The sequence below is a fragment of the Methanothermobacter sp. genome, from assembly GCF_030055425.1.
In the GTDB taxonomy this organism is placed as follows: Archaea; Methanobacteriota; Methanobacteria; order Methanobacteriales; family Methanothermobacteraceae; genus Methanothermobacter.
The window spans coordinates 215,312-233,132 of record NZ_JASFYE010000002.1; the positions used below are offsets into that span (position 1 = coordinate 215,312).

Below are 17,821 nucleotides of genomic sequence, written 5' to 3' on the forward strand. Positions count from 1 at the left end.
GCCTATCCCTTTGCAACTCCCAGTGGAAGCATCCTTGCAACAAGCCTGGATATGCCGGTCTCATGGGCTGTCCTGACCACCAGGTCAACATCCTTGTAGGCACCGGGGGCCTCCTCTGCAACCACTGGCATGGATGTTGCCCTCACATAGATGCCCTCACTTTCAAGTTTCCTCTGAACCTCCTCTCCACGGTAGGTTTTCTTTGCACCGGCCCGGCTCATCTTTCTTCCTGCCCCGTGGGCGGTCGAACCGAAGGTTTCCTCCATTGCAACTTCTGTTCCATGGAGTAGATACGATGATGTCCCCATGGTACCTGGAATTATGACTGGCTGACCGATCTTTCTGTATTCGCCGGGAATCTCCTTTCTGCCTGGCCCAAAGGCCCTTGTGGCTCCCTTACGGTGGACGAAGAGCTCTGTATCACGTCCCTTTACAGTGTGAACCTCCCTCTTTGCTATGTTATGTGCAACGTCATAGACGATCTCCATCTCCATGTCCTCTGCACTCATCCCGAAGACACTTTCAAAGGACTCCCTCACCCAGTGGACGATCATCTGACGGTTGGCCCAGGCATAGTTGGCTGCGGCTGCCATGGCCTGGAAGTAATCCATGGCCTCATCAGAGTCCACCGGGGCGCAGGCAAGCTGCCTGTCAGGTATGTTTATCTTGTACCTCCTGTATGCCTTGTCCATGAGCCTCAGGTAGTCTGAGCATACCTGGTGGCCGCATCCCCTTGAACCTGAGTGTATCATAACGGCGACCTTGCCGGGGCTCACACCGTAGGCGGCGGCTGCCTCCTCGTCGAATATTTCATCTATCATCTGGACCTCCAGGAAGTGGTTACCTGATCCAAGGGATCCCAGTTGGGGTATGCCTCTCTTCTTGGCCTTATCGCTGACCTTATCTGCACTGGCATCATCCATTTTGCCGTTCTCCTCCAGGAATTTGAGGTCCTGATCCCATCCGTATCCATTTTCAACGGCCCATTCGGCCCCGTTTTCAAGAACCTCATCGATTTCACCGGGCCTGAGCCTTATCTTTCCCTTGCTCCCAACACCTGATGGTACGTTGGTGAAGAGGGTGTTTATGAGTTCCTTTATCTTTGGCCTCACATCCTCATGGTCCAGATTGGTCCTGACCATGCGGACACCACAGTTTATGTCGAATCCAACACCCCCGGGGCTTATGACTCCTGTGCGGGCGCTGAATGCACCCACACCCCCTATGCTGAACCCGTATCCGAAGTGTATATCTGGAAGTCCAATTGAGAACTTCTGGATCCCGGGGAGGCATGCAACGTTTGCCACCTGATCAACCGCCCCCTTCTCAAGGTCACTGAGGGCCTCATCCTTCAGGAATATTCTTCCAGGAACCCTCATTCCCTTTTTGTATGATGTTGGAACTTCCCAGACGGATTCTCTCACCTTAACCAGATCTTCCCTTATATCCATACGCATCATCTCTCTACTTATAAATCACAGGTCCAGAATAACTCTTGCCTTCATCAAGCCATTCTCTTCAAGGATATCCATCATGTGAAAGGTCACGGCCTTAACCTCATCACGCCTCTCATGGTGGTCCTTGATCACCTCTCCTGAGGCTTTACCACTGAGCCGCAGACCATCATCATCTTCAGTTATCTTAACTTTGAACTTACTGAATAAAATAAATTCAGTGTCATGTATAAAGAGGAGTTCATCAAGCCAGTCATAGAGTAGCGAAACCATATCCTCGGATTTTATTTCCACCCTCCTGCTTTCCTCTGCTTTGACAAGTGATGTGTCTGTCATTATCTCGAACATTGCAAGGGCGGCATTTTCAAACACCTCCTCGGGTGTACGGCCATAGGCCCAGTATCCTGCATCTGCAGTAACATCAAAGAATTCAAACCTTTTCATGGGGGACTCTCCATTTATCTGATTCAGAGGGCAATGATTATTTCATTCACTGGTTAGTTTTCAGATGCTCTCTATCTCTTTTTTTAAATAAATCTCCGGCGAAGATGATAGTGGAGTGATAGTATGCACAGTCTCAGGAAACCAAACAGTATCAGGAGAAGGTTCTGGCTGCTGACGGTGGCCGGTGTTGATGCAAGGTCATTCATCTTAATTTCAGTTGTGATCTCTGTCGTAGTGTGGGGCCTTCTCATGGTGGCGGCAGGGGCCAACTCCAACTGCCCAGCAGGGGTCTGATCAGTCCAGGCACCTCTTAAGTTCCTCTCTGCTGAATCTGGGGATCACAATCCTCGAATTACCACGAACACCCTTACCTGTCAGTCTCGTGTCAATGAGCCTCAGAAATTCCAGCTTCTCAATTGTCCTGTTGAATGACGAGTAACTAGCCCCTGTCCTCTCATGGAAGAGCTCATAGAGCCTGCCGGCGGTTATGTCGTCATCCTCTGCCTCAATTATACTGATGAGAAACTCCCTTTCCTGACTGTTGAGTGTCCTCACGGTGTGCATGAGGTTAACAGGCCCGGTGCTCCTCACAGCTCTTTCAAGGTGTTCCTCGGTTATTACAGGTGAGGCATCGGCCTCTGCAAGGTTGCCGCATACCCTCAGGAGGTCTATGCCATAGCGCAGGTCCCCGGTATCCACGGTGTGATCGGTTATTCTCTCTATGAGTTCATCTGAGATTACACCTGGATAGAAGCCCACCCTCACACGATCTCTGAGGATATTGAATATCTCCTCGCGGGTGTAGGGTGGGAATATGATCTCCTGGGGTATGAATATGGAGTTGACGTTTTTATCAAGGGCGTACCTGAATTCAATGTCAGATAAAACCGCGAATACACCGGTTCTTACACCCTCAAACACCTCATGGGCCCTCAGTATATCGTAAAGGACCTTGTTGGCGTTTTTACTGTAAAAGAGGTGGTTTATATCATCCAGGGCCACCACTAGTGCCCTGTTTTCACTGGCCAGGTGCTGCATTATCGCCTGGTAGATCCTGGAGAAAGGTACACCTGTTTCAGGGGGCTGGTGCCCGAATATTTTGCTGTAGATCTGTGAGAAGATGCCGAATCTTGTGGTGTGAAGCTGACAGTTTATATAGCAGCAGACAACGTTTTCTGATGTTGACTCAACCATTTCAAAGATCTTCTTTATGGCGGTGGTCTTACCTGTTGCACAGGACCCCAGTATGACGGCATTCACGGGCCTTCCATTCCTCAGCGCAGGCCTTATGCAGACTGCAAGGGCCTCCATCTGGGATTCCCTGTACCTGTAGTTCTCAGGGACATAGTCCGGGTCAAAGGCATTCACGTCCCTGAAGATGGTTTCATCGTGAAGCAGTATATCCCTTATATCCTTCATATCCTTCACAGCTTATTTTAAATGGGCATGTAGATTTTTTGCAGGAGCACATCAGGATCCTCAGAATGATTTATCTGGTAAGGACTTAATAAGGTTTTATCTGGATCAGCCAGTATAAGAAGATATGCTGGATCATTTAAAATCAATAATTAGACTCACCTTTATTGATTGAACTTGTTGTTACATGAACTGCAGGCCCTCACAGCAGCATGAATTCAGACCCTCATAAACGTATGATTTATAACCGTAAAGAATGCTGGCAGACATAGTATCTGGTCCTTTCTTTCGTATTTCAATTGACATGGGTACCTGTGTGGCTTCCATAAAGCAGCTACCATTTCTCTATCTGAATCCTTCCATTCCTTTCAATCCACCCTATCAGTCTCTCAGCATATTCAAGTTTGAGCCTCTTAACTGGATCAGCCCTTCCTGTTTCGGAACCCATGCCAGGCCTTGAGTACCTGGTTACAACCTCACCGAAATCCATACCGGCAAGTATCACGGTTTCTGCACCGAGGGCCTCTGCAAGGAAAACGGCCCGGTCACCATCCGTGAAGCCCCCAAAATTGTATATGCATCCATAGGGAACACTCTGGGTTGTCCCTATAAGGTTCTGGAGGCGTGGAAGATACTTCCTGAGCGCCTCAAGGTTGTTGCCGTGGGCATGAACCACCAGGGAGGCCCCCCTCCTGTTGGCCTCAATTATATCCTCCATTCTACCGTCAAGGTCCGTCACGATTATATGGGGAATTAGGCCCTCCTCAAGAAGTGCTGTTGTCGCGCCATCTGCCGCCACTATGGTGACATTCCCTCTGACCTCTTTGAATCTTTTAACGTGTTTCCTGAGTGATGGCCCAGCACCGAATACGATGAAGTCCAGTGAGGGAACCCTCAGGATTTCGGGTCCCGGGCAGCCATGCTCCCTCAGGAAGGATTCCAGGTAGGATGCAGACTCCTCATCGGCCTTCCTCCTGAATCCAAAGTCATCAAGTATTTTCCCATACCATTCGAGCCAGACTTCCATTTCCATGGGACAAATCTAGTGGGGGTGATATATGATTCTTTTGATCAGACTTTCTGGTTCCATCCAGTGGCAGAGCCCGGTGACCTCCATGTGGTCCTCCAACCTGAACCTCATGATATAATCACATGTGTAAATCTTTTTAAATGCACGGATTAAAAATAAGTACAGGTTACAGAATCCACTTGAATCTGGAGGTTTTTTGGAATGGATGAAACACTGCTTATGATCCCCGGGCCAACACGGGTGGCCCAGAGAGTCCTTAAGGCAATGTCAGAGAACATTGTTAACCACAGGAGCGCACTGTTTGGTAAAATACTCACTGAAACAACTGAGATGATGTCCGATGTCTTCAGGACAAACAATAAATCTTACCTGCTAACAGGGTCGGGGACGGCTGCCATGGAGGCGGCGGTTGCAAACATCATCGAACCCGGTGACAAAATCCTGAACGTTGTTGGAGGCAAATTCGGCCAGCGGTTTGCACAGATAGTTGAGGCTTTTGGCGGGGAATCAATCAGAATAGATGTGGAGTGGGGCAGCGCCGTCAACCCCGATGAGATAGGATATATGCTTGAGGAGAATGACGATATAAAGGCAGTCACCGTTGTTCACAATGAGACATCAACCGGTGTTGCAAACCCAATAAAGGAGATAGGTAAGATAATGGCGGATTACGACGCCCTCTACATAGTTGACACGGTCTCATCCCTTGGTGGGGACGAGGTTGATGTTGACGGCTACGGCATAGACATCTGCGTGACCGGCTCCCAGAAGTGCCTTGCAGCCCCTCCTGGCATGGCAGCCATAACACTCAGTGACGACGCCTGGAGCGCTGTCGAATCGGTGGATAACCCCAGGACATACTACCTGAACCTCAAGAAGTACAGGAAGAGCGGGGATGCCGAGCCACCTGAAACCCCCTACACACCTGCAGTCTCACTGATATACGCAATGCACGAGGCACTTCAGGTGATAATGGAGGAGGGACTCAGCAACAGGATAAAGAGGCATAAACTGGCAGCTGAGGCAACCAGGAATGCTGTAAAGGCCCTCAACCTTGAACTCTTCCCTGATGAATTGGTATCATCAACCACAGTGACGGCCGTTAATCTACCTGAGGGCGTCACAGATGGGGAACTCAGGGGGACAATGAGGAACAAGTACCACGTTGAACTCGCAGGGGGCCAGGACCACCTAAAGGGCAAGATATTCAGGATAGGCCACATGGGTAACATAACCCACAGGGAACTTATAACAACATTCTCAGCCCTGGAGATGACCCTAAGGGAGCTGGGCTTTGAAGTTGAAATGGGAGAGGCGGTGGCCGCGGTTGCCGACACCTACCTCCCAGAGGATGTCTGAACGGGATTATTTTTCCCAATTCTTTTTTTCAGGCCAAAAATTCCTTTTTTTCTCCAGTTAATGATCTACAGATCTGGAAGCGGTATGTTCTCCTCTTCAACCATTAACTCCACGAGATAGGGTTCTCCTGAATCAAGACCCCTTTCAACGGCCCCTGCAACGTCACCAATTTCATAGACCCTCTCTGCACCTATACCATAAGCACCTGCAAGTTTAACAAAATCAGGGTTCCTCATCTTAACAGAGTAGCTTGCACCGTATTTCATCTCCTGCCACTGCCTTATAACATCAAGCTGCCGGTTGTTCAGTATGCACATGGTGATTCCAAGGTCCAGTTCAGCCAAGGTTCCGAGTTCCTGCATGGTCATCTGGAAACCCCCGTCCCCTGCCACCAGCAGAACATCATCATCTGGCCTCGCAATTTTGGCACCCACTGCAGCAGGCAGGCCATATCCCATGGGCCCAAACCCCCCGGAGAAGAGGAGGCTGCGTTCCCTGAGAACCCTCCGGTGGAGGGTGACCCAGGTTGTGTGGCTTCCAGCGTCACTGACCACAACCGCATCCGGGGCTGCATCTAGGATGCTGCGGACGGCTGAGGAGGTTTTAAGGGTTTTCTCTTCGCCGAGAGGTAAATCATAGAGGGGGAGATTTTTTGCACTGAAGTCATGAAGTTCCCTTAACCATCTTAAGGGATGTTTCACATGAATACCATGCATCAGAAAGTCCCTTACATTCATATTTAGCCTGAAATCACCCCTCAGGACATTGGGGTCTGTATTAACGTGTATAATCCGGGGGTTACCCATCGCCGCTGAGGTCCTCTCTGAGAGCCTTGAGCCAAGCACCAGGAGAACATCACATTCCCTTGCAGCATAGTTTCCTGCAGGGGTCCCCCTTGTCCCTGTCATTCCAAGACAGAGTGGGTGGTCCTCTGGTAGAACACCCCTCCCACTGTAGGTAGTCACAACCGGGAGCTGATTTTCAGTGATAAATTTCCTGAACTCCTCAACGGCTCCTGCCCAGATTATGCCTGCGCCTGCCAGGACCAGGGGCTTTGCTGCTGACCTCAGAACTTCAATGGCATCACTAAGGTCTGGTGTTTTAAAGGGTGTGCTGGGGGGTTTTTCAATGGTCCCCACCCCCTCCTCAAGCACATCCTTGGGGAGGTTGATGTGCATCACCCCTGTGACTCCCCTCTCAAATGCATCGAGGGTCTCAAGGAGTGCAAGGGATGCATCCTCCCCATTAAGGGCGGTTCTACTTTTCTTCACAACTGGACTGAAGACACCCTCTATGTCTGCCTCCTGGAACCTGCCCCCACCTTCACCCCTGGGAAGGTCCCCTGTTAGGGCTATGAGGGGCACAGAATCGGTGTTTGCAGCGGCCACCCCCATCACAAGGTTCAGGGCCCCGGGGCCGCCGGTGGCCACGCATACACCTGGCCTTCCAGAGGCCCGGGCGTAGCCGTCTGCAGCATGTACAGCCCCCTGTTCGTGCCTCATGAGAACATGCTGGATCCCTGATTTTCTGAGGGCCTCATAGAGGGGGAGTATCTGTTCACCGGGATGCCCGAATATGTGGGTGAAACCTGCCTCCTCAAGTATCTCTGTGAGGACCTCTGCGCACACCTTCATGACTTCAAGTATATTCTGCCAACTATTTAAATCATGAAATAGAAAAATTACTGTAAGTGGGGGTTTATTATGAGCGGGCAGCTAGATTCTCTTCTTAAGGAGGAACGAATTTTCAATCCAGATGACGAAACAGTTAGAAACAGCAATATAAGGATCTGGATGGATCAACATGGCATAGGGGATTATGATGAGCTCCTTGAGAGGGCCAGGTCGGATCCTGAATGGTTCTGGGATGAAATGGCATCTGAACTTGAATGGTTCAGTCCATACGAGAGGGTCCTTGAATGGGAACCACCCCATGCCAGATGGTTCACAGGCGGAAGGTTCAATATAACCTACAATGCACTTGACAGGCACGTAGCGGGTCCTGAAAAGAACAGGGTCGCCTATATATGGGAGGGTGAGGATGGTAGCGTCAGAAAGCTCACCTACTATGACCTCTACCGTGAGGTTAACCGTCTTGCCAATGCACTGAAGGGTATGGGTGTCGGGAAGGGGGACCGTGTGAGCATCTACCTTCCCATGATACCTGAACTTCCGGTTGCGATGCTGGCATGCGCGAGGATAGGGGCCGTTCACAGCGTCGTATTCAGCGGTTTCTGGGCCAAAGCGTTCCGTGAGAGGGCTGCAGATGCAGAGGCAAAGGTTGCAATAACTGCAGATGCATTCTACCGGAGGGGTAAATTAATAAGGCTCAAGGAGACCCTGGACATGGTTGCAGATGACATTCCATCACTTGAGAGGGTCATAGTCGTTGACAGGCTCGGGGAGGAAGTGAACATGGTTGAGGGGCGGGATGTGCTCTGGGAGGATGCAGTTGATGGGATGAGTGATGAATGCCCCTGTGAGGAGCTCGACCCGGAGGACTCCCTCTTCATACTCTACACCTCGGGCACCACAGGAAAACCCAAGGGAGTGGTGCACACACACGGGGGCTACGCAGCTGGTGTGAGTTCCACATACCGGTTTGTCTTTGATGTAAAGGAAAGGGACATCTGGTGGTGCGCAGCGGATATAGGCTGGATAACAGGTCACAGCTACATAGTCTACGCCCCCCTCATTGAGGGCTCAACATCGGTTATGTATGAGGGGGCCCCTGATTACCCTGACCCTGGAAGGATATGGAGCATGATTGAAAGGTACGGTGTGACAATCTTCTACACTGCCCCCACAACCGTCAGGCTCTTCATGAAGTACGGGAACAAGTGGCCTGAAAAGTATGACCTCAGCACCCTCAGATTACTTGGATCTGTGGGTGAACCCATAAACCCTGAGGCATGGATGTGGTACTACAGGACTATTGGTGGTGGCAGATGCCCCATCATGGACACCTGGTGGCAGACAGAGACCGGGATGCACATGATAACACCCCTTCCTGTAACACCACTCAAGCCGGGGTCTGCAGGAAAGCCCTTTCCCACAGTGGTGGCTGATGTGGTTGATGATAACGGCGAGAGCATACGTGGAAGCGGGGGGCACCTGGTTATAAGGACGCCCTGGCCTGCAATGTTCAGGACACTTTTCAGGGAACCTGAGAGGTATGTGGAGGCATACTGGAGCACCTTCCCGGGGGTTTACCTCAGTGGAGATGTTGCAAGGATAGATGATGACGGCTACTTCTGGATACAGGGAAGGGAGGATGATGTCCTCAACGTCGCAGGTCACAGGATAAGCACAGCCGAGGTTGAATCGGCCCTTGTAAGCCACCCTGATGTTGTTGAGGCCGCGGTGGTCGGAAAACCGGATATACTGAAGGGTGAGGAGATAGCGGCATTCGTGACACTCCGGGACACCGTGAAGCCAGTACCACGCCTCAAGGGCGTTCTGAGGGAGCATGTCAGGAGGGAGATAGGGCCAATAGCAAGTCCGAGTTACATTGAATTCGTTGAGGACCTGCCAAAAACACGTTCAGGTAAGATAATGAGGAGGGTTATAAAGGCCCTTATAAGGGGTGAAGACACCGGTGATCTGAGCACACTCTCAAACCCCGAGTCTGTGAGGATGCTTGAGGAGAGGCTTCAGACAATTTAATCCGGTCAGTCCTCCTGGTAGCTTCCACTGTACCTCCCAGAACCCTTAACAGGGAATACAATTCCCTGAGCTATCCTTTCACCTCTCTTGATCCTGTACTGATATTCACCACAGTTCTGGACAAGGAACTGGAGCGTCCCCCTGAATCCAGGGTCCCCAACTGCGGTGTGGACCGATACAAAGGATCTCAGCAGAGTTGACCTTGGAAGGTAAAGCATGGCGTAACCCTCAGGTATCTCTATCCTCCTATCAACACTCACAAGATAGGATTTCCCTGGTTCCAGTGTGTATAAAGGGGGATCCAGCCTTTCAAGGGGCGGTAGATTCTTTTCATCGTCAATCAGTGAACCTGGACCTGCCTGCCGGTAAACCTCATCAACACGAAGGTCAATCCCAGCCGGCTGTACCAGTTCCTTGAAATCCGGAAAAAGTCTTATTAACTCCTTTTCTCCGATCATATCTCATTCCTCTCTGTTTGATAATGTAATATAAAGTCATCCAGTTTAAGACTTATTAGATGAGACTCCATAGTTATATCTGGTGGTACCATGCCTGTTATTCAGATAAGCTGCAATAAGCTGACAAGGGAAAAGAAGAGGGAACTTGTAAAACGCATAACGGAGGTCTCAAGTGAGGTGATGGGCCTTCCAGAGTCAACAATAACGGTACTCATAAGGGAGGTCCCACCGGAGGATGTTGGTGTTGGGGGGATACTCCTCTGTGACAGGGATTGAAAGATTTTTTATTCTCAGATGAGGGGATAGATAAGAAATTAAGATTTTTTAATTTTCAGCTGGAGAACGATCAATTAAAAATACCGTTACAGTGTCCCCTGAGGTTTTAACGGTTCTCAATTCCAGAAACTTCACAGAATCTCCGTTACGGTACTGAAGAAGTTCCCACCTGGAATCATCACCCCTCTCAGCTGCCCTGATTATCTCTTTTAAATCATCCTCATGGAGACCGCTGAGCACATCCTCAATGCTCTCACCACCGGCAGTCTCCAGGCCGGTTAAGATTGAGGCTGCTCTATTGAGTTCAGCAAGATGGATACCATCTCCAACCCTGAAGTTGAGTATGGCCAGAGGGGTTGATTCAAAAATTTCCCTCAACAACTCCTCATTTCTTTCAAGTTCACATATCCTTTTCTCCATTTCACCAAGGACACTTTCAGATTCAAGGCGGAAGGATATGTCAGCTGCAAGTTCAGCAAGGAGTTCCACCTCCTCAGGGTCGAATGAGTCCTTCTCTGAGGAGTAAACGGTTAGGGCCCCTATGTTTTCGTCCATGACCCTGATGGGAAGTCCCATAACAGACATGTATCCCCTGCCAATGGCCTCATCCCTCCATGGAGCGAATGATGGATCATTCTCTGTGTCCCTTATGATTACGGGTTTCCCCTCCTTTATGGATCTTCCTGTGGGTCCCTCACTGTATCTGCCCTCACCCCAGCTCACCCGTATGGAGTCAAGGTATCCCTCATGGAAACCATACTCTGCAACCGGCCGGACGGATCTGAATTCATCATCCTCCTTAAACCCTATCCAGGCCATTCTGTAGCCGCCCACATCAACCATGATTCTGCATATTTCCATTAAGAGTTCTTCTGTATCATTGATCCTGACTATGGCCTGGTTGCAGTCACTGAGCATCCTGAGGGAACGGTTGAGTTTTCTTATCTTCCTTTCGCTTCTGTGCCTCTGGATGGCCAGTTCTATTGTGAAAAAGAGTTCCTTCTCATCGAATGGCTTTATGAGGTAACCGTATGGTTGAACCTCCCTGGCACTCTCCATCGTGGATTCCTCGGAGTGTGCTGATAGAAAAACAACGGGTATATCAAGATCCTTTATCCTCTCTGCGGCTTCAACCCCACTCATGGGGCCCCTGAGGATTATGTCCATGAGAATAAGGTCTGGACGGAGTTTCTCTGCAAGTTCAACTGCGGCCTCCCCGCTGTGTGCGATTCCAGTCACATCGTAACCCTGGAATTCCAGTTTCCTCTGGAGGTCCATTGCAGTTATTGCCTCATCCTCAACCAGCAGTACCCTTGCAGTCATCTGGAAACCCCCTCCACGGAAATGGAGATCGCATTGTATAAAAATAGATAACATTGTATAAAAATTTTTGGATGATGTGAGGATAACTTGTAAACTGAGAATCAGGTCAGGTAAACAGCTGATCGGCCATCCATTCGGGCCGAAATTCCATGATGTCATCGTAGCCCTGCCCCGTACCTAGGAATATTATGGGCTTACGGATCATGTAACCGATGGATAGGGCTGCACCGCCACGGGCATCGGCATCAGCCTTGGTGAGTATAACGGCATCTATGCCCACGGCTTCATCAAATTTGGTGGCCTGTTCAATGGCATCGTTACCTGTGAGGGCATCACCAACAAATACGATGAGGTCAGGCTTCACAACCCTCTTTATCTTGGCCATCTCATCCATGAGGTTGACGTTTGTCTGCATTCGCCCCGCCGTGTCTATTAGGACAACATCCTTACCCTGGGCCTTCGCATGGGATACGGCATCGAAGGCCACTGCAGCAGGGTCAGCCCCCTTACGGTGGCTTATAATTTTAACACCAAGTTTATCTGCGTGTTCATGTATCTGCTCTATCGCCCCTGCACGGAATGTATCTGCTGCAGCCATAACAGGTTCAAGACCCATCCTCATGAAGTACCTGGCCACCTTGGCGATGGTGGTTGTCTTACCTGTACCGTTTATACCCACAAACATTATAACAAGGGGCTTCCTTTTTTCTGCAAGTTCTCTGATTTTAACTCCATCAACACTCAGAACATCCATGACGGCCTTTTTAAGGGCTTCCCTTGTGTAGTCTGAGATCTCAGTACTCCTCTTAACCTTCTTACCAACCAGCTCCTCCCTGAGTTCCTCAACGATCCTTTCAGCCACTTCAAGGGCCACGTCACTTTCAAGGAGGGCCATTTCCAGTTCCCAGAGGACGTCCTCAACGTCCTTCTCTGATATTTTCTTTTCCCTGAAAAATGAAAGGAAACCTGAGCCCTTTTCATCGCTCTGTTCTTCAGTTTCATCATCCTCTGATTCTGGAATGGGAGTCTCAGATTCTGTATTCTCGGTTTCGGCAGCTGCCACAGGCTCATGGCCGCCCTCTTCTGGGGAAACCTTCTCATCCTCAGATGGGGCTTCAGCACCTGAAGAGACCTTCTCGGTGATCTTCCCAACTGTCTCAGTGAATTTTTTCTTCAGAGATTCAAACACTTACTCCTCACTTCCCCTTACCCTTTTAAGGAGTTCCTCTGCCTGAGGAGATAGTTTGAGGATGATGTCGGTTATCTTACGGAGGTTTTCACCCATCTTCTGGAGTGTTGCCTCAAGTTCCTTCTTCTGTGACTCGATGGTTTTCATGGCGTCCTCAAAGTTCTTCTTTATGGCAACACCAGCACCGACACTCATTATGACCTCGCTTGTCTCCTTGAGTTCCGCCTTTATGAAGGAACCGGCACCAACAGGTACAAGGGTTTCAGAGCCTTCCTTTTCCTGGATGTCCTTCAGTGTGTTTTCAAGTATTTCCAGTTCACTGATCGTTGCCCGGACAGCCTCCATCTGCTGCTGGATGAGTTCTGCCTGGTTCTGGTAAATGTTGATCTGGTTCACTATCTCCTCAAGTTTCTGCTGGTCTTCCATGGGATCACCTCTGGACCAGCGCCCTGACCACCGGGTCCTCTACCTCCTCGGGTGATATCTCCTTTATCTCCTCAATCATAACCTTGCTTCTTGGAACCCTGTGTTTACTTCCGAATTCTGAGTAGAGTCTTTCGTAGATCTCCTCTTCCCTTATTGCCTTGAGTTCCTTTGTGAATGGCTGAAGTTTATCACCCATCTGGAACTTTCCTTTAACCCTAAATATCTTCGTTTTCATTTTTCATCCCTCAAGAAAACCTAAAGCTTCTTCTATCCTTGCAAGTTCGGGTCCTGTGGTTTCTTCACCCACAAGGACACCATTTGAGTTGGCTGCTGAGCAGGCACCTACCAGTGCTACCCCGTGGTTGACGGTGCCAACATCCGCCTCCACTCCCAACGCCCCCTCAATAAACCTCATCTCATCCTCTGAGGTGTGGGGGTGCAGGAGTGCTCCGCGGTTGGTCACAGCCCCCAGGGATCCTATGATGTTGAGGCCTGCAACTGTGGATACTTTAACATCAACCTCAAGAACATCCCCTATGACATTCAGGGCATCCTCTGATAGCAGCGGACTTGCGACAGCACCATTATCATTGGCCAGAACAAGGTTACCAACTGCTGTGAACCTGTCGGGGATGCGGGTAACCTCAAGACCTGCAGCCATAAGCGCCTCAACTTCACGATCCATTGCCTGATTTGAAACCACGAAACCGTTTGAATTTCCGGCTGAAAGCGCCCCGTTGAGGCTGCTGCCACTGAGGGATGTCCTCAGGACTTCAACTTCAAGGGCCTCCCTCAGTGCATCCTCAAATTTTGGGGATGCATTCACAGGTATGAGGGCCACACTGTCAGTTACAGAGATGTAGACTCCAAGGTTGGGGTTTCCGCTGAGGTTGATCCTTCTGATCATAATCCACCATTTTTTTTATTCTTCGAGAATGGCTTCCACCACGCCGTCCTCATCCTTGACGGCTCTGACCTTTATCCTGGGGGGAATCTTCTGGATACCCCTCTCCCAGATTTTTTCGTTGATGGATTCATCAATTTTAACAGTGTCTGTCTTCATGTGTTTCATGAGAAATTCCCTGACAATCTTAACAGCCTTAGGTGCTCTTATGGTTCTTGGAACTTCCTTTGCCTTCCTAAGGGGTATAACGTAAATTCTCTCCATGTTAAGATCCCTCCTACACCTTGAGTTTGGTCCTTCTCCAGTGCCTCATCTTTGGATGGCTTCTGACCCTGTAATTGGTTTTAACCATCACCCATGCGGGCACCCTTCTGTTCTGTCTGTTAGCCTTCGCCATTCTAAGTTTTCTGGCAACATGTTTGTTTCTACTCATTCAGCATCCTCCTTGCTGTGAATCTTTCCAGCCAGTCACCCTGGTCTGGAAGTGAACGGGGAAGAATGTCTCTGATCTGCAGCCCATCTTCTCCATGAGGATTCTAACCTCAACCTCATAGTCGGAGCTGTTTTCAGGATTACTCTTCTCCCTTTTAAGCGTGAATAACTCTGAAGAGAATCTGTTGATGGTCCTGTGACCAAAACCATCAAGGTTCACGTATTCAACATCCCTACGGTCTTCAAGGCTCTGTATTTCATTTCTTGTAAGCTTGGGGGTCCTGTCATCACGTCGCGTTCCATCAGCAACCAGATCGTACTCACCTGCAGCGGCCTCAACGGCGTTTCTGTGTATATACCTTATACCGTTATTGGGGAACCCATCATTTATTATCATTTCAGCGGCTTCCCTCAGCACATCCCCACTGAGTTCAAGGACCCTGTGTTTAAAGCCCAGTGCATCTGCCGCCATGAACGCGGGTCTCCAGGAATCATAGACACCAAAGTTCACAGTTACAAGTTCAGCCCGGATCCCCATCCTCTGGAGCATCACAGCCATCAGTGAGCTGTCCTTACCGCCACTGTAGAGTACACATGCATTCATTTTCTACTGATCTTTATCTCCCTTTTTTTGCCAGAAACTCTCTTGAGCAACTCCTTGAGCTGTTCGTCTGTTATCTTCGACCTCACACGACCCATCTGGGCCAGCTGTATCAGCTGGAGTTCTATCTGCTCAACAAATTCTGGCCTTGTAAGCCTCAGATTCGCAAGACGGCTGCGGGCTTCAGGGGTGAGTATCTGCATCATTATCTGTTTCTTCTGCATTTCAAGCTGCTGACGCATCTGCTCCTGGGCTTCAGTTTCCATTGCCTGCTGCTGTGCCCTCTGCTGGAGTTCCAGCATTTTTTTGCGACGTATTTCTTCGAGGTCTGTCAATTAGAAAACCTCCCAGGCCCCTTCAGGTTTTTCAGTAATTCTCAAGGCCTTCAACTTCTTTTTTTACTTCAGCAGCCGCTTTATCCAGGAATGAACGGCCTTCAGGTGTTATGACTCTCCCGCCATCCTCCTTTGTTATGAGGCCTGATTCCTCAAGCTGCTGGAGGGCTCTCCTTATTATTGCACCGCTTCCCCTTCTGAACCTTTCTGGCCGTGAACCCCTATCCTTTTTACCGCCGTAGTGGGTTCTGAGGCTGTTAACACCCACAGGCCCGTCGATGTAGACCCTCCTAAGAAGGGCAGCTGCCCTCACATACCACCAGTCAGGATTCTCGGGCCTTCTTTCCTTGTGGACACCTGTCTTGACAAAGTTAACCCACTCAGGGGATTTAACCTTACCATCCTTCTTAAGGTCCTCGGCAACCTTATTTATAAGCAGATCTGCTGGCACATCATAAACTGTAGTCATATTTATCCTCCTAAGATCTTTTTTTGAAAATTATTGCCACATTTCCTCTTAAATCTATGAGCTTAGAATTTGTTTTTTCAACTATCTCGGTAATATAGCTTTCTTTTTCTGAGGCCACTGTCCTGGCAAATCTTACCTTTATAAGTTCATTTGCCTTTAACTGCCTTCTGACCTCTTCAATGAGACTTTCAGTCACCCCGGCCTTTCCCACGTTTATTGTGAGCGCCGAAAGTGACCGGCTCATCAGTTCCTTTTTTGATGGTGTGAGACTCAATTTTATTTCTCCTTTTCTCCTTTTTTTCCTGAATGTAGGGGAATCTCATGATGTGACCGCACTCATGACACCTAAAATTAACCTTCCCACCGGATATCCTGACGGTGCAGTTTGAACCTGGTTTGAGGAAGCTGTAACACCTCCTGCAGAACCGCCTTCTCCACTCTCTGGGAATCCTTACACGGTACTTCATGGATATGTTTCTTGCAAGTTCGGTGTACCTGTGCGATCTCCCCGGGTTGGCTGCAAATTCACTGTCAGCCATTCTGAAGAGGATGTCTATTCTCTCACGGGCAATCTTCAGCATCCATCCGGGTCTCTTTCCTCTCCTCAAGGTTTAACCTCTCACAACGGAATAGAACATCCCTGATCTTGCACATTAAGATGGTGTTGTAACTTAAGCACAAGAAGAATATTATAAGTGGTTTGTGTTTCCATATTTAAAAAGCTTTTCCATCACCCAGGAGCCATCCTGAGAAGTCAACCCCACCTGGCTGGCACACCCGGGAACCACTTATAATATCCATGATGATACCTGCAACCTCCCTGGCTGATCTGCCGGTTGTGTCAACCTCATGGACCCTATCACCATGGATCTCAACCGACTCCACCAGGCAGACGTCAAGGGCCTCGGCCTCAAGGTTCTCAGCGATCTTCTCCTCAGGGTAACCCCTGGCCTCAAGGCGCCCCTCAAGGATTTGGGGGTGGAGCCTCAGCACTATCACCATGCTGCAGCAATCACAGAGATGGGAGAGGTGACCCTCGAGGATGGCATCGTCACCCCCAAGGCCCTTAACGTGGCTGCAGAGGGATTCAATGTCCACCTCAAGGTAACCACGGTCAGGGTCCCTTCCAAGGATGAAGCCCTCTTCCATTGCAAGTTCACCCACAGAGAGGACACTGAAACCGGAATCCCTGAGAATTTCAGCCACTGTACTCTTACCAACACCGGGGGTGCCTGTTATGCAGATGGGCCTCATTATCTCAGCTTTTCAATTATCATCTCTGCAACCCTTCGACCTGAGACCAGCATACCCCCGAATATGGGACCCATACGTGGGGCCCCGTAGACTGCGTTGCTCGCCATACCCGCCACATAGAGGTTGGGGTAGACCTCACGGGTGTTCTCTATGAGGGCGGCCTCACCCACATCAGCCCACATTGACCTCTCACCCTGTATCCTGCCATCGGGGGTGTTGAGTTTCGGGCCTATCTTCCGCTCCACCACCTTCACTATCTCACAGTCATGGCCGGTTGCATCTATAACAGCCCCTGCCCTCACGGTGAGGGGGTCAACGTGGAGTCCGGCCATCTCAACGGAGCTCCAGTTAAGCACAAGACCAGTTATGCCCTCATCACGGATCATAACGTCCTCTATGCTCATGAGGTTGAATATCTTGAGTCCCGCCTGGCATGCCCTTGAGCAGAGGGTTGATGTTGCCTCAACAGAGTCTGCAACGTGGTATCCTTCATCGTAGGGTCTTGACCTTACACCGAACTCATCCAGGATCTCCTTACCCTCATCCTGGACAACGATCTTGTTGAACATCATACCGCCGCCCCACATACCCCCACCTATGGAGAGTTTTCTCTCAAAGAGGGCAACCTTCAGGCCCGCCCTTGCAAGGTAGTAACCTGCTGTAAGTCCGGAGGGTCCTCCTCCACCAATCGCAACGTCCATGTCCATGTAGTCCAGGAGTTCCTCCATGTATCCTTCAACAATGGCTCTTGAAATTTTTATATCATCAAGTTTCATCTTCACACCT

At 49.8% G+C, this 17,821-nt stretch carries 24 protein-coding genes; 4 read left to right on the forward strand and 20 right to left on the reverse strand.

The genetic code is table 11. The features are described 5' to 3' along the window. Window positions 1-2 precede the first annotated feature (2 nt). Together QFX39_RS03425 and QFX39_RS03430 are read right to left on the reverse strand one after the other, a co-directional pair. Entirely contained in the window at window positions 3-1,451 is a 1,449-nt protein-coding gene (locus QFX39_RS03425; RefSeq protein WP_300477577.1) for an RtcB family protein, read from the reverse strand. A 24-nt stretch (window positions 1,452-1,475) separates the two neighbouring features. Further along, on the reverse strand, window positions 1,476-1,898 hold the full coding sequence (locus QFX39_RS03430; protein WP_300477512.1) for an archease: 423 nt from the start codon (window positions 1,896-1,898) through the stop codon (window positions 1,476-1,478). 123 nt (window positions 1,899-2,021) lie between these two features. Between QFX39_RS03430 and QFX39_RS03435 the strand changes: the two genes are divergently transcribed. Further along, a complete protein-coding gene (locus QFX39_RS03435; protein WP_300477513.1) occupies window positions 2,022-2,192 on the forward strand; it encodes a hypothetical protein in 171 nt (56 codons plus the stop codon). On the opposite strand, the gene QFX39_RS03440 is transcribed toward QFX39_RS03435, so the two are convergent. Continuing rightward, window positions 2,193-3,317, reverse strand: coding sequence for an ORC1-type DNA replication protein (locus QFX39_RS03440; protein ID WP_300477514.1), 1,125 nt, complete (start codon window positions 3,315-3,317; stop codon window positions 2,193-2,195). It lies immediately after the preceding gene. A 331-nt stretch (window positions 3,318-3,648) separates the two neighbouring features. Beyond that, the gene (locus QFX39_RS03445) at window positions 3,649-4,347 is read right to left on the reverse strand and encodes a 6-hydroxymethylpterin diphosphokinase MptE-like protein (RefSeq protein WP_300477516.1); all 699 of its coding nucleotides are present in this window, start codon (window positions 4,345-4,347) and stop codon (window positions 3,649-3,651) included. A gap of 198 nt (window positions 4,348-4,545) precedes the next feature. Between QFX39_RS03445 and QFX39_RS03450 the strand changes: the two genes are divergently transcribed. Beyond that, entirely contained in the window at window positions 4,546-5,703 is a 1,158-nt protein-coding gene (locus QFX39_RS03450; protein WP_300477517.1) for an alanine--glyoxylate aminotransferase family protein, read from the forward strand. A 65-nt stretch (window positions 5,704-5,768) separates the two neighbouring features. On the opposite strand, the gene QFX39_RS03455 is transcribed toward QFX39_RS03450, so the two are convergent. Then, the gene (locus QFX39_RS03455; protein ID WP_300477519.1) at window positions 5,769-7,337 is read right to left on the reverse strand and encodes a thiamine pyrophosphate-binding protein; all 1,569 of its coding nucleotides are present in this window, start codon (window positions 7,335-7,337) and stop codon (window positions 5,769-5,771) included. Between the two features lie 69 nt (window positions 7,338-7,406). On the opposite strand from QFX39_RS03455, the gene acs reads away from it, so the two are divergent. After that, window positions 7,407-9,368 carry an acetate--CoA ligase gene (gene acs, locus QFX39_RS03460; protein WP_300477521.1) on the forward strand — a complete coding sequence of 654 codons (1,962 nt, stop codon included), beginning with the start codon at window positions 7,407-7,409 and terminating at the stop codon, window positions 9,366-9,368. Between the two features lie 5 nt (window positions 9,369-9,373). Here acs and QFX39_RS03465 read toward each other — a convergent pair whose 3' ends face one another. Continuing rightward, the gene (locus QFX39_RS03465) at window positions 9,374-9,826 is read right to left on the reverse strand and encodes a deoxyuridine 5'-triphosphate nucleotidohydrolase (protein WP_300477523.1); all 453 of its coding nucleotides are present in this window, start codon (window positions 9,824-9,826) and stop codon (window positions 9,374-9,376) included. A gap of 90 nt (window positions 9,827-9,916) precedes the next feature. On the opposite strand from QFX39_RS03465, the gene dmpI reads away from it, so the two are divergent. Further along, window positions 9,917-10,102 carry a 4-oxalocrotonate tautomerase DmpI gene (dmpI, locus tag QFX39_RS03470; protein WP_237778936.1) on the forward strand — a complete coding sequence of 62 codons (186 nt, stop codon included), beginning with the start codon at window positions 9,917-9,919 and terminating at the stop codon, window positions 10,100-10,102. Window positions 10,103-10,150: 48 nt separating this feature from the next. Here dmpI and QFX39_RS03475 read toward each other — a convergent pair whose 3' ends face one another. The 14 genes from QFX39_RS03475 to QFX39_RS03540 form a co-directional block, all read right to left on the reverse strand. Next, window positions 10,151-11,425, reverse strand: coding sequence for a GAF domain-containing protein (locus tag QFX39_RS03475; protein WP_300477525.1), 1,275 nt, complete (start codon window positions 11,423-11,425; stop codon window positions 10,151-10,153). Between the two features lie 106 nt (window positions 11,426-11,531). Next, window positions 11,532-12,614 carry a signal recognition particle-docking protein FtsY gene (gene ftsY, locus QFX39_RS03480; RefSeq protein WP_300477528.1) on the reverse strand — a complete coding sequence of 361 codons (1,083 nt, stop codon included), beginning with the start codon at window positions 12,612-12,614 and terminating at the stop codon, window positions 11,532-11,534. Next, entirely contained in the window at window positions 12,615-13,040 is a 426-nt protein-coding gene (pfdA, locus tag QFX39_RS03485) for a prefoldin subunit alpha (protein ID WP_300477530.1), read from the reverse strand. A gap of 4 nt (window positions 13,041-13,044) precedes the next feature. Further along, window positions 13,045-13,275 carry a 50S ribosomal protein L18Ae gene (rpl18a, locus tag QFX39_RS03490; RefSeq protein WP_300477532.1) on the reverse strand — a complete coding sequence of 77 codons (231 nt, stop codon included), beginning with the start codon at window positions 13,273-13,275 and terminating at the stop codon, window positions 13,045-13,047. A 3-nt stretch (window positions 13,276-13,278) separates the two neighbouring features. After that, entirely contained in the window at window positions 13,279-13,947 is a 669-nt protein-coding gene (locus QFX39_RS03495; protein ID WP_300477534.1) for a translation initiation factor IF-6, read from the reverse strand. 15 nt (window positions 13,948-13,962) lie between these two features. Continuing rightward, complete coding sequence (locus QFX39_RS03500) at window positions 13,963-14,208, reverse strand: 50S ribosomal protein L31e (protein WP_013295035.1); 246 nt, start codon at window positions 14,206-14,208, stop codon at window positions 13,963-13,965. Window positions 14,209-14,221: 13 nt separating this feature from the next. Beyond that, window positions 14,222-14,377: a 50S ribosomal protein L39e gene (locus QFX39_RS03505; RefSeq protein WP_010877221.1), complete on the reverse strand. Its 156-nt coding sequence runs from the start codon at window positions 14,375-14,377 to the stop codon at window positions 14,222-14,224. Next, window positions 14,378-14,980: a hypothetical protein gene (locus QFX39_RS03510; RefSeq protein WP_300477540.1), complete on the reverse strand. Its 603-nt coding sequence runs from the start codon at window positions 14,978-14,980 to the stop codon at window positions 14,378-14,380. It abuts the gene before it with no gap. Beyond that, window positions 14,977-15,312: a DNA-binding protein gene (locus QFX39_RS03515; protein WP_013295037.1), complete on the reverse strand. Its 336-nt coding sequence runs from the start codon at window positions 15,310-15,312 to the stop codon at window positions 14,977-14,979. The genes QFX39_RS03510 and QFX39_RS03515 overlap by 4 nt, the downstream gene beginning before the upstream one ends. Window positions 15,313-15,343: 31 nt before the next feature. Continuing rightward, window positions 15,344-15,781, reverse strand: a complete 438-nt coding sequence (locus QFX39_RS03520) for a 30S ribosomal protein S19e (RefSeq protein ID WP_300477543.1) — start codon at window positions 15,779-15,781, stop codon at window positions 15,344-15,346. 10 nt (window positions 15,782-15,791) lie between these two features. Then, window positions 15,792-16,025, reverse strand: a complete 234-nt coding sequence (locus QFX39_RS03525; protein WP_300477545.1) for a YhbY family RNA-binding protein — start codon at window positions 16,023-16,025, stop codon at window positions 15,792-15,794. Beyond that, window positions 15,970-16,389 (reverse strand): ribonuclease P protein component 4, encoded by a 420-nt coding sequence (gene rnp4 / locus QFX39_RS03530; protein ID WP_300477547.1) that lies wholly within the window; start codon window positions 16,387-16,389, stop codon window positions 15,970-15,972. Before rnp4 ends, QFX39_RS03525 begins: the two co-directional genes overlap by 56 nt. A gap of 106 nt (window positions 16,390-16,495) precedes the next feature. Further along, window positions 16,496-17,035: an adenylate kinase family protein gene (locus QFX39_RS03535; protein WP_300477549.1), complete on the reverse strand. Its 540-nt coding sequence runs from the start codon at window positions 17,033-17,035 to the stop codon at window positions 16,496-16,498. Next, entirely contained in the window at window positions 17,035-17,811 is a 777-nt protein-coding gene (locus QFX39_RS03540) for a sulfide-dependent adenosine diphosphate thiazole synthase (RefSeq protein ID WP_300477579.1), read from the reverse strand. Before QFX39_RS03540 ends, QFX39_RS03535 begins: the two co-directional genes overlap by 1 nt. Window positions 17,812-17,821: the final 10 nt, after the last annotated feature.

Bases quoted from the DNA above. Each gene is read 5' to 3' on its own strand.
- QFX39_RS03520 (WP_300477543.1), bottom strand. From the start codon at position 15,781: ATGACTACAGTTTATGATGTGCCAGCAGATCTGCTTATAAATAAGGTT.
- pfdA (WP_300477530.1), bottom strand. From the start codon at position 13,040: ATGGAAGACCAGCAGAAACTTGAGGAGATAGTGAACCAGATCAACATT.
- QFX39_RS03505 (WP_010877221.1), bottom strand. From the start codon at position 14,377: ATGAGTAGAAACAAACATGTTGCCAGAAAACTTAGAATGGCGAAGGCT.
- QFX39_RS03465 (WP_300477523.1), bottom strand. From the start codon at position 9,826: ATGATCGGAGAAAAGGAGTTAATAAGACTTTTTCCGGATTTCAAGGAA.
- QFX39_RS03500 (WP_013295035.1), bottom strand. From the start codon at position 14,208: ATGGAGAGAATTTACGTTATACCCCTTAGGAAGGCAAAGGAAGTTCCA.
- QFX39_RS03425 (WP_300477577.1), bottom strand. From the start codon at position 1,451: ATGGATATAAGGGAAGATCTGGTTAAGGTGAGAGAATCCGTCTGGGAA.
- QFX39_RS03495 (WP_300477534.1), bottom strand. From the start codon at position 13,947: ATGATCAGAAGGATCAACCTCAGCGGAAACCCCAACCTTGGAGTCTAC.
- QFX39_RS03435 (WP_300477513.1), top strand. From the start codon at position 2,022: ATGCACAGTCTCAGGAAACCAAACAGTATCAGGAGAAGGTTCTGGCTG.
- QFX39_RS03445 (WP_300477516.1), bottom strand. From the start codon at position 4,347: ATGGAAATGGAAGTCTGGCTCGAATGGTATGGGAAAATACTTGATGAC.
- rpl18a (WP_300477532.1), bottom strand. From the start codon at position 13,275: ATGAAAACGAAGATATTTAGGGTTAAAGGAAAGTTCCAGATGGGTGAT.
- acs (WP_300477521.1), top strand. From the start codon at position 7,407: ATGAGCGGGCAGCTAGATTCTCTTCTTAAGGAGGAACGAATTTTCAAT.
- QFX39_RS03540 (WP_300477579.1), bottom strand. From the start codon at position 17,811: ATGAAACTTGATGATATAAAAATTTCAAGAGCCATTGTTGAAGGATAC.
- QFX39_RS03455 (WP_300477519.1), bottom strand. From the start codon at position 7,337: ATGAAGGTGTGCGCAGAGGTCCTCACAGAGATACTTGAGGAGGCAGGT.
- QFX39_RS03525 (WP_300477545.1), bottom strand. From the start codon at position 16,025: ATGAGCCGGTCACTTTCGGCGCTCACAATAAACGTGGGAAAGGCCGGG.
- QFX39_RS03440 (WP_300477514.1), bottom strand. From the start codon at position 3,317: ATGAAGGATATAAGGGATATACTGCTTCACGATGAAACCATCTTCAGG.
- QFX39_RS03535 (WP_300477549.1), bottom strand. From the start codon at position 17,035: ATGAGGCCCATCTGCATAACAGGCACCCCCGGTGTTGGTAAGAGTACA.
- QFX39_RS03430 (WP_300477512.1), bottom strand. From the start codon at position 1,898: ATGAAAAGGTTTGAATTCTTTGATGTTACTGCAGATGCAGGATACTGG.
- QFX39_RS03510 (WP_300477540.1), bottom strand. From the start codon at position 14,980: ATGAATGCATGTGTACTCTACAGTGGCGGTAAGGACAGCTCACTGATG.
- dmpI (WP_237778936.1), top strand. From the start codon at position 9,917: ATGCCTGTTATTCAGATAAGCTGCAATAAGCTGACAAGGGAAAAGAAG.
- QFX39_RS03450 (WP_300477517.1), top strand. From the start codon at position 4,546: ATGGATGAAACACTGCTTATGATCCCCGGGCCAACACGGGTGGCCCAG.
- QFX39_RS03475 (WP_300477525.1), bottom strand. From the start codon at position 11,425: ATGACTGCAAGGGTACTGCTGGTTGAGGATGAGGCAATAACTGCAATG.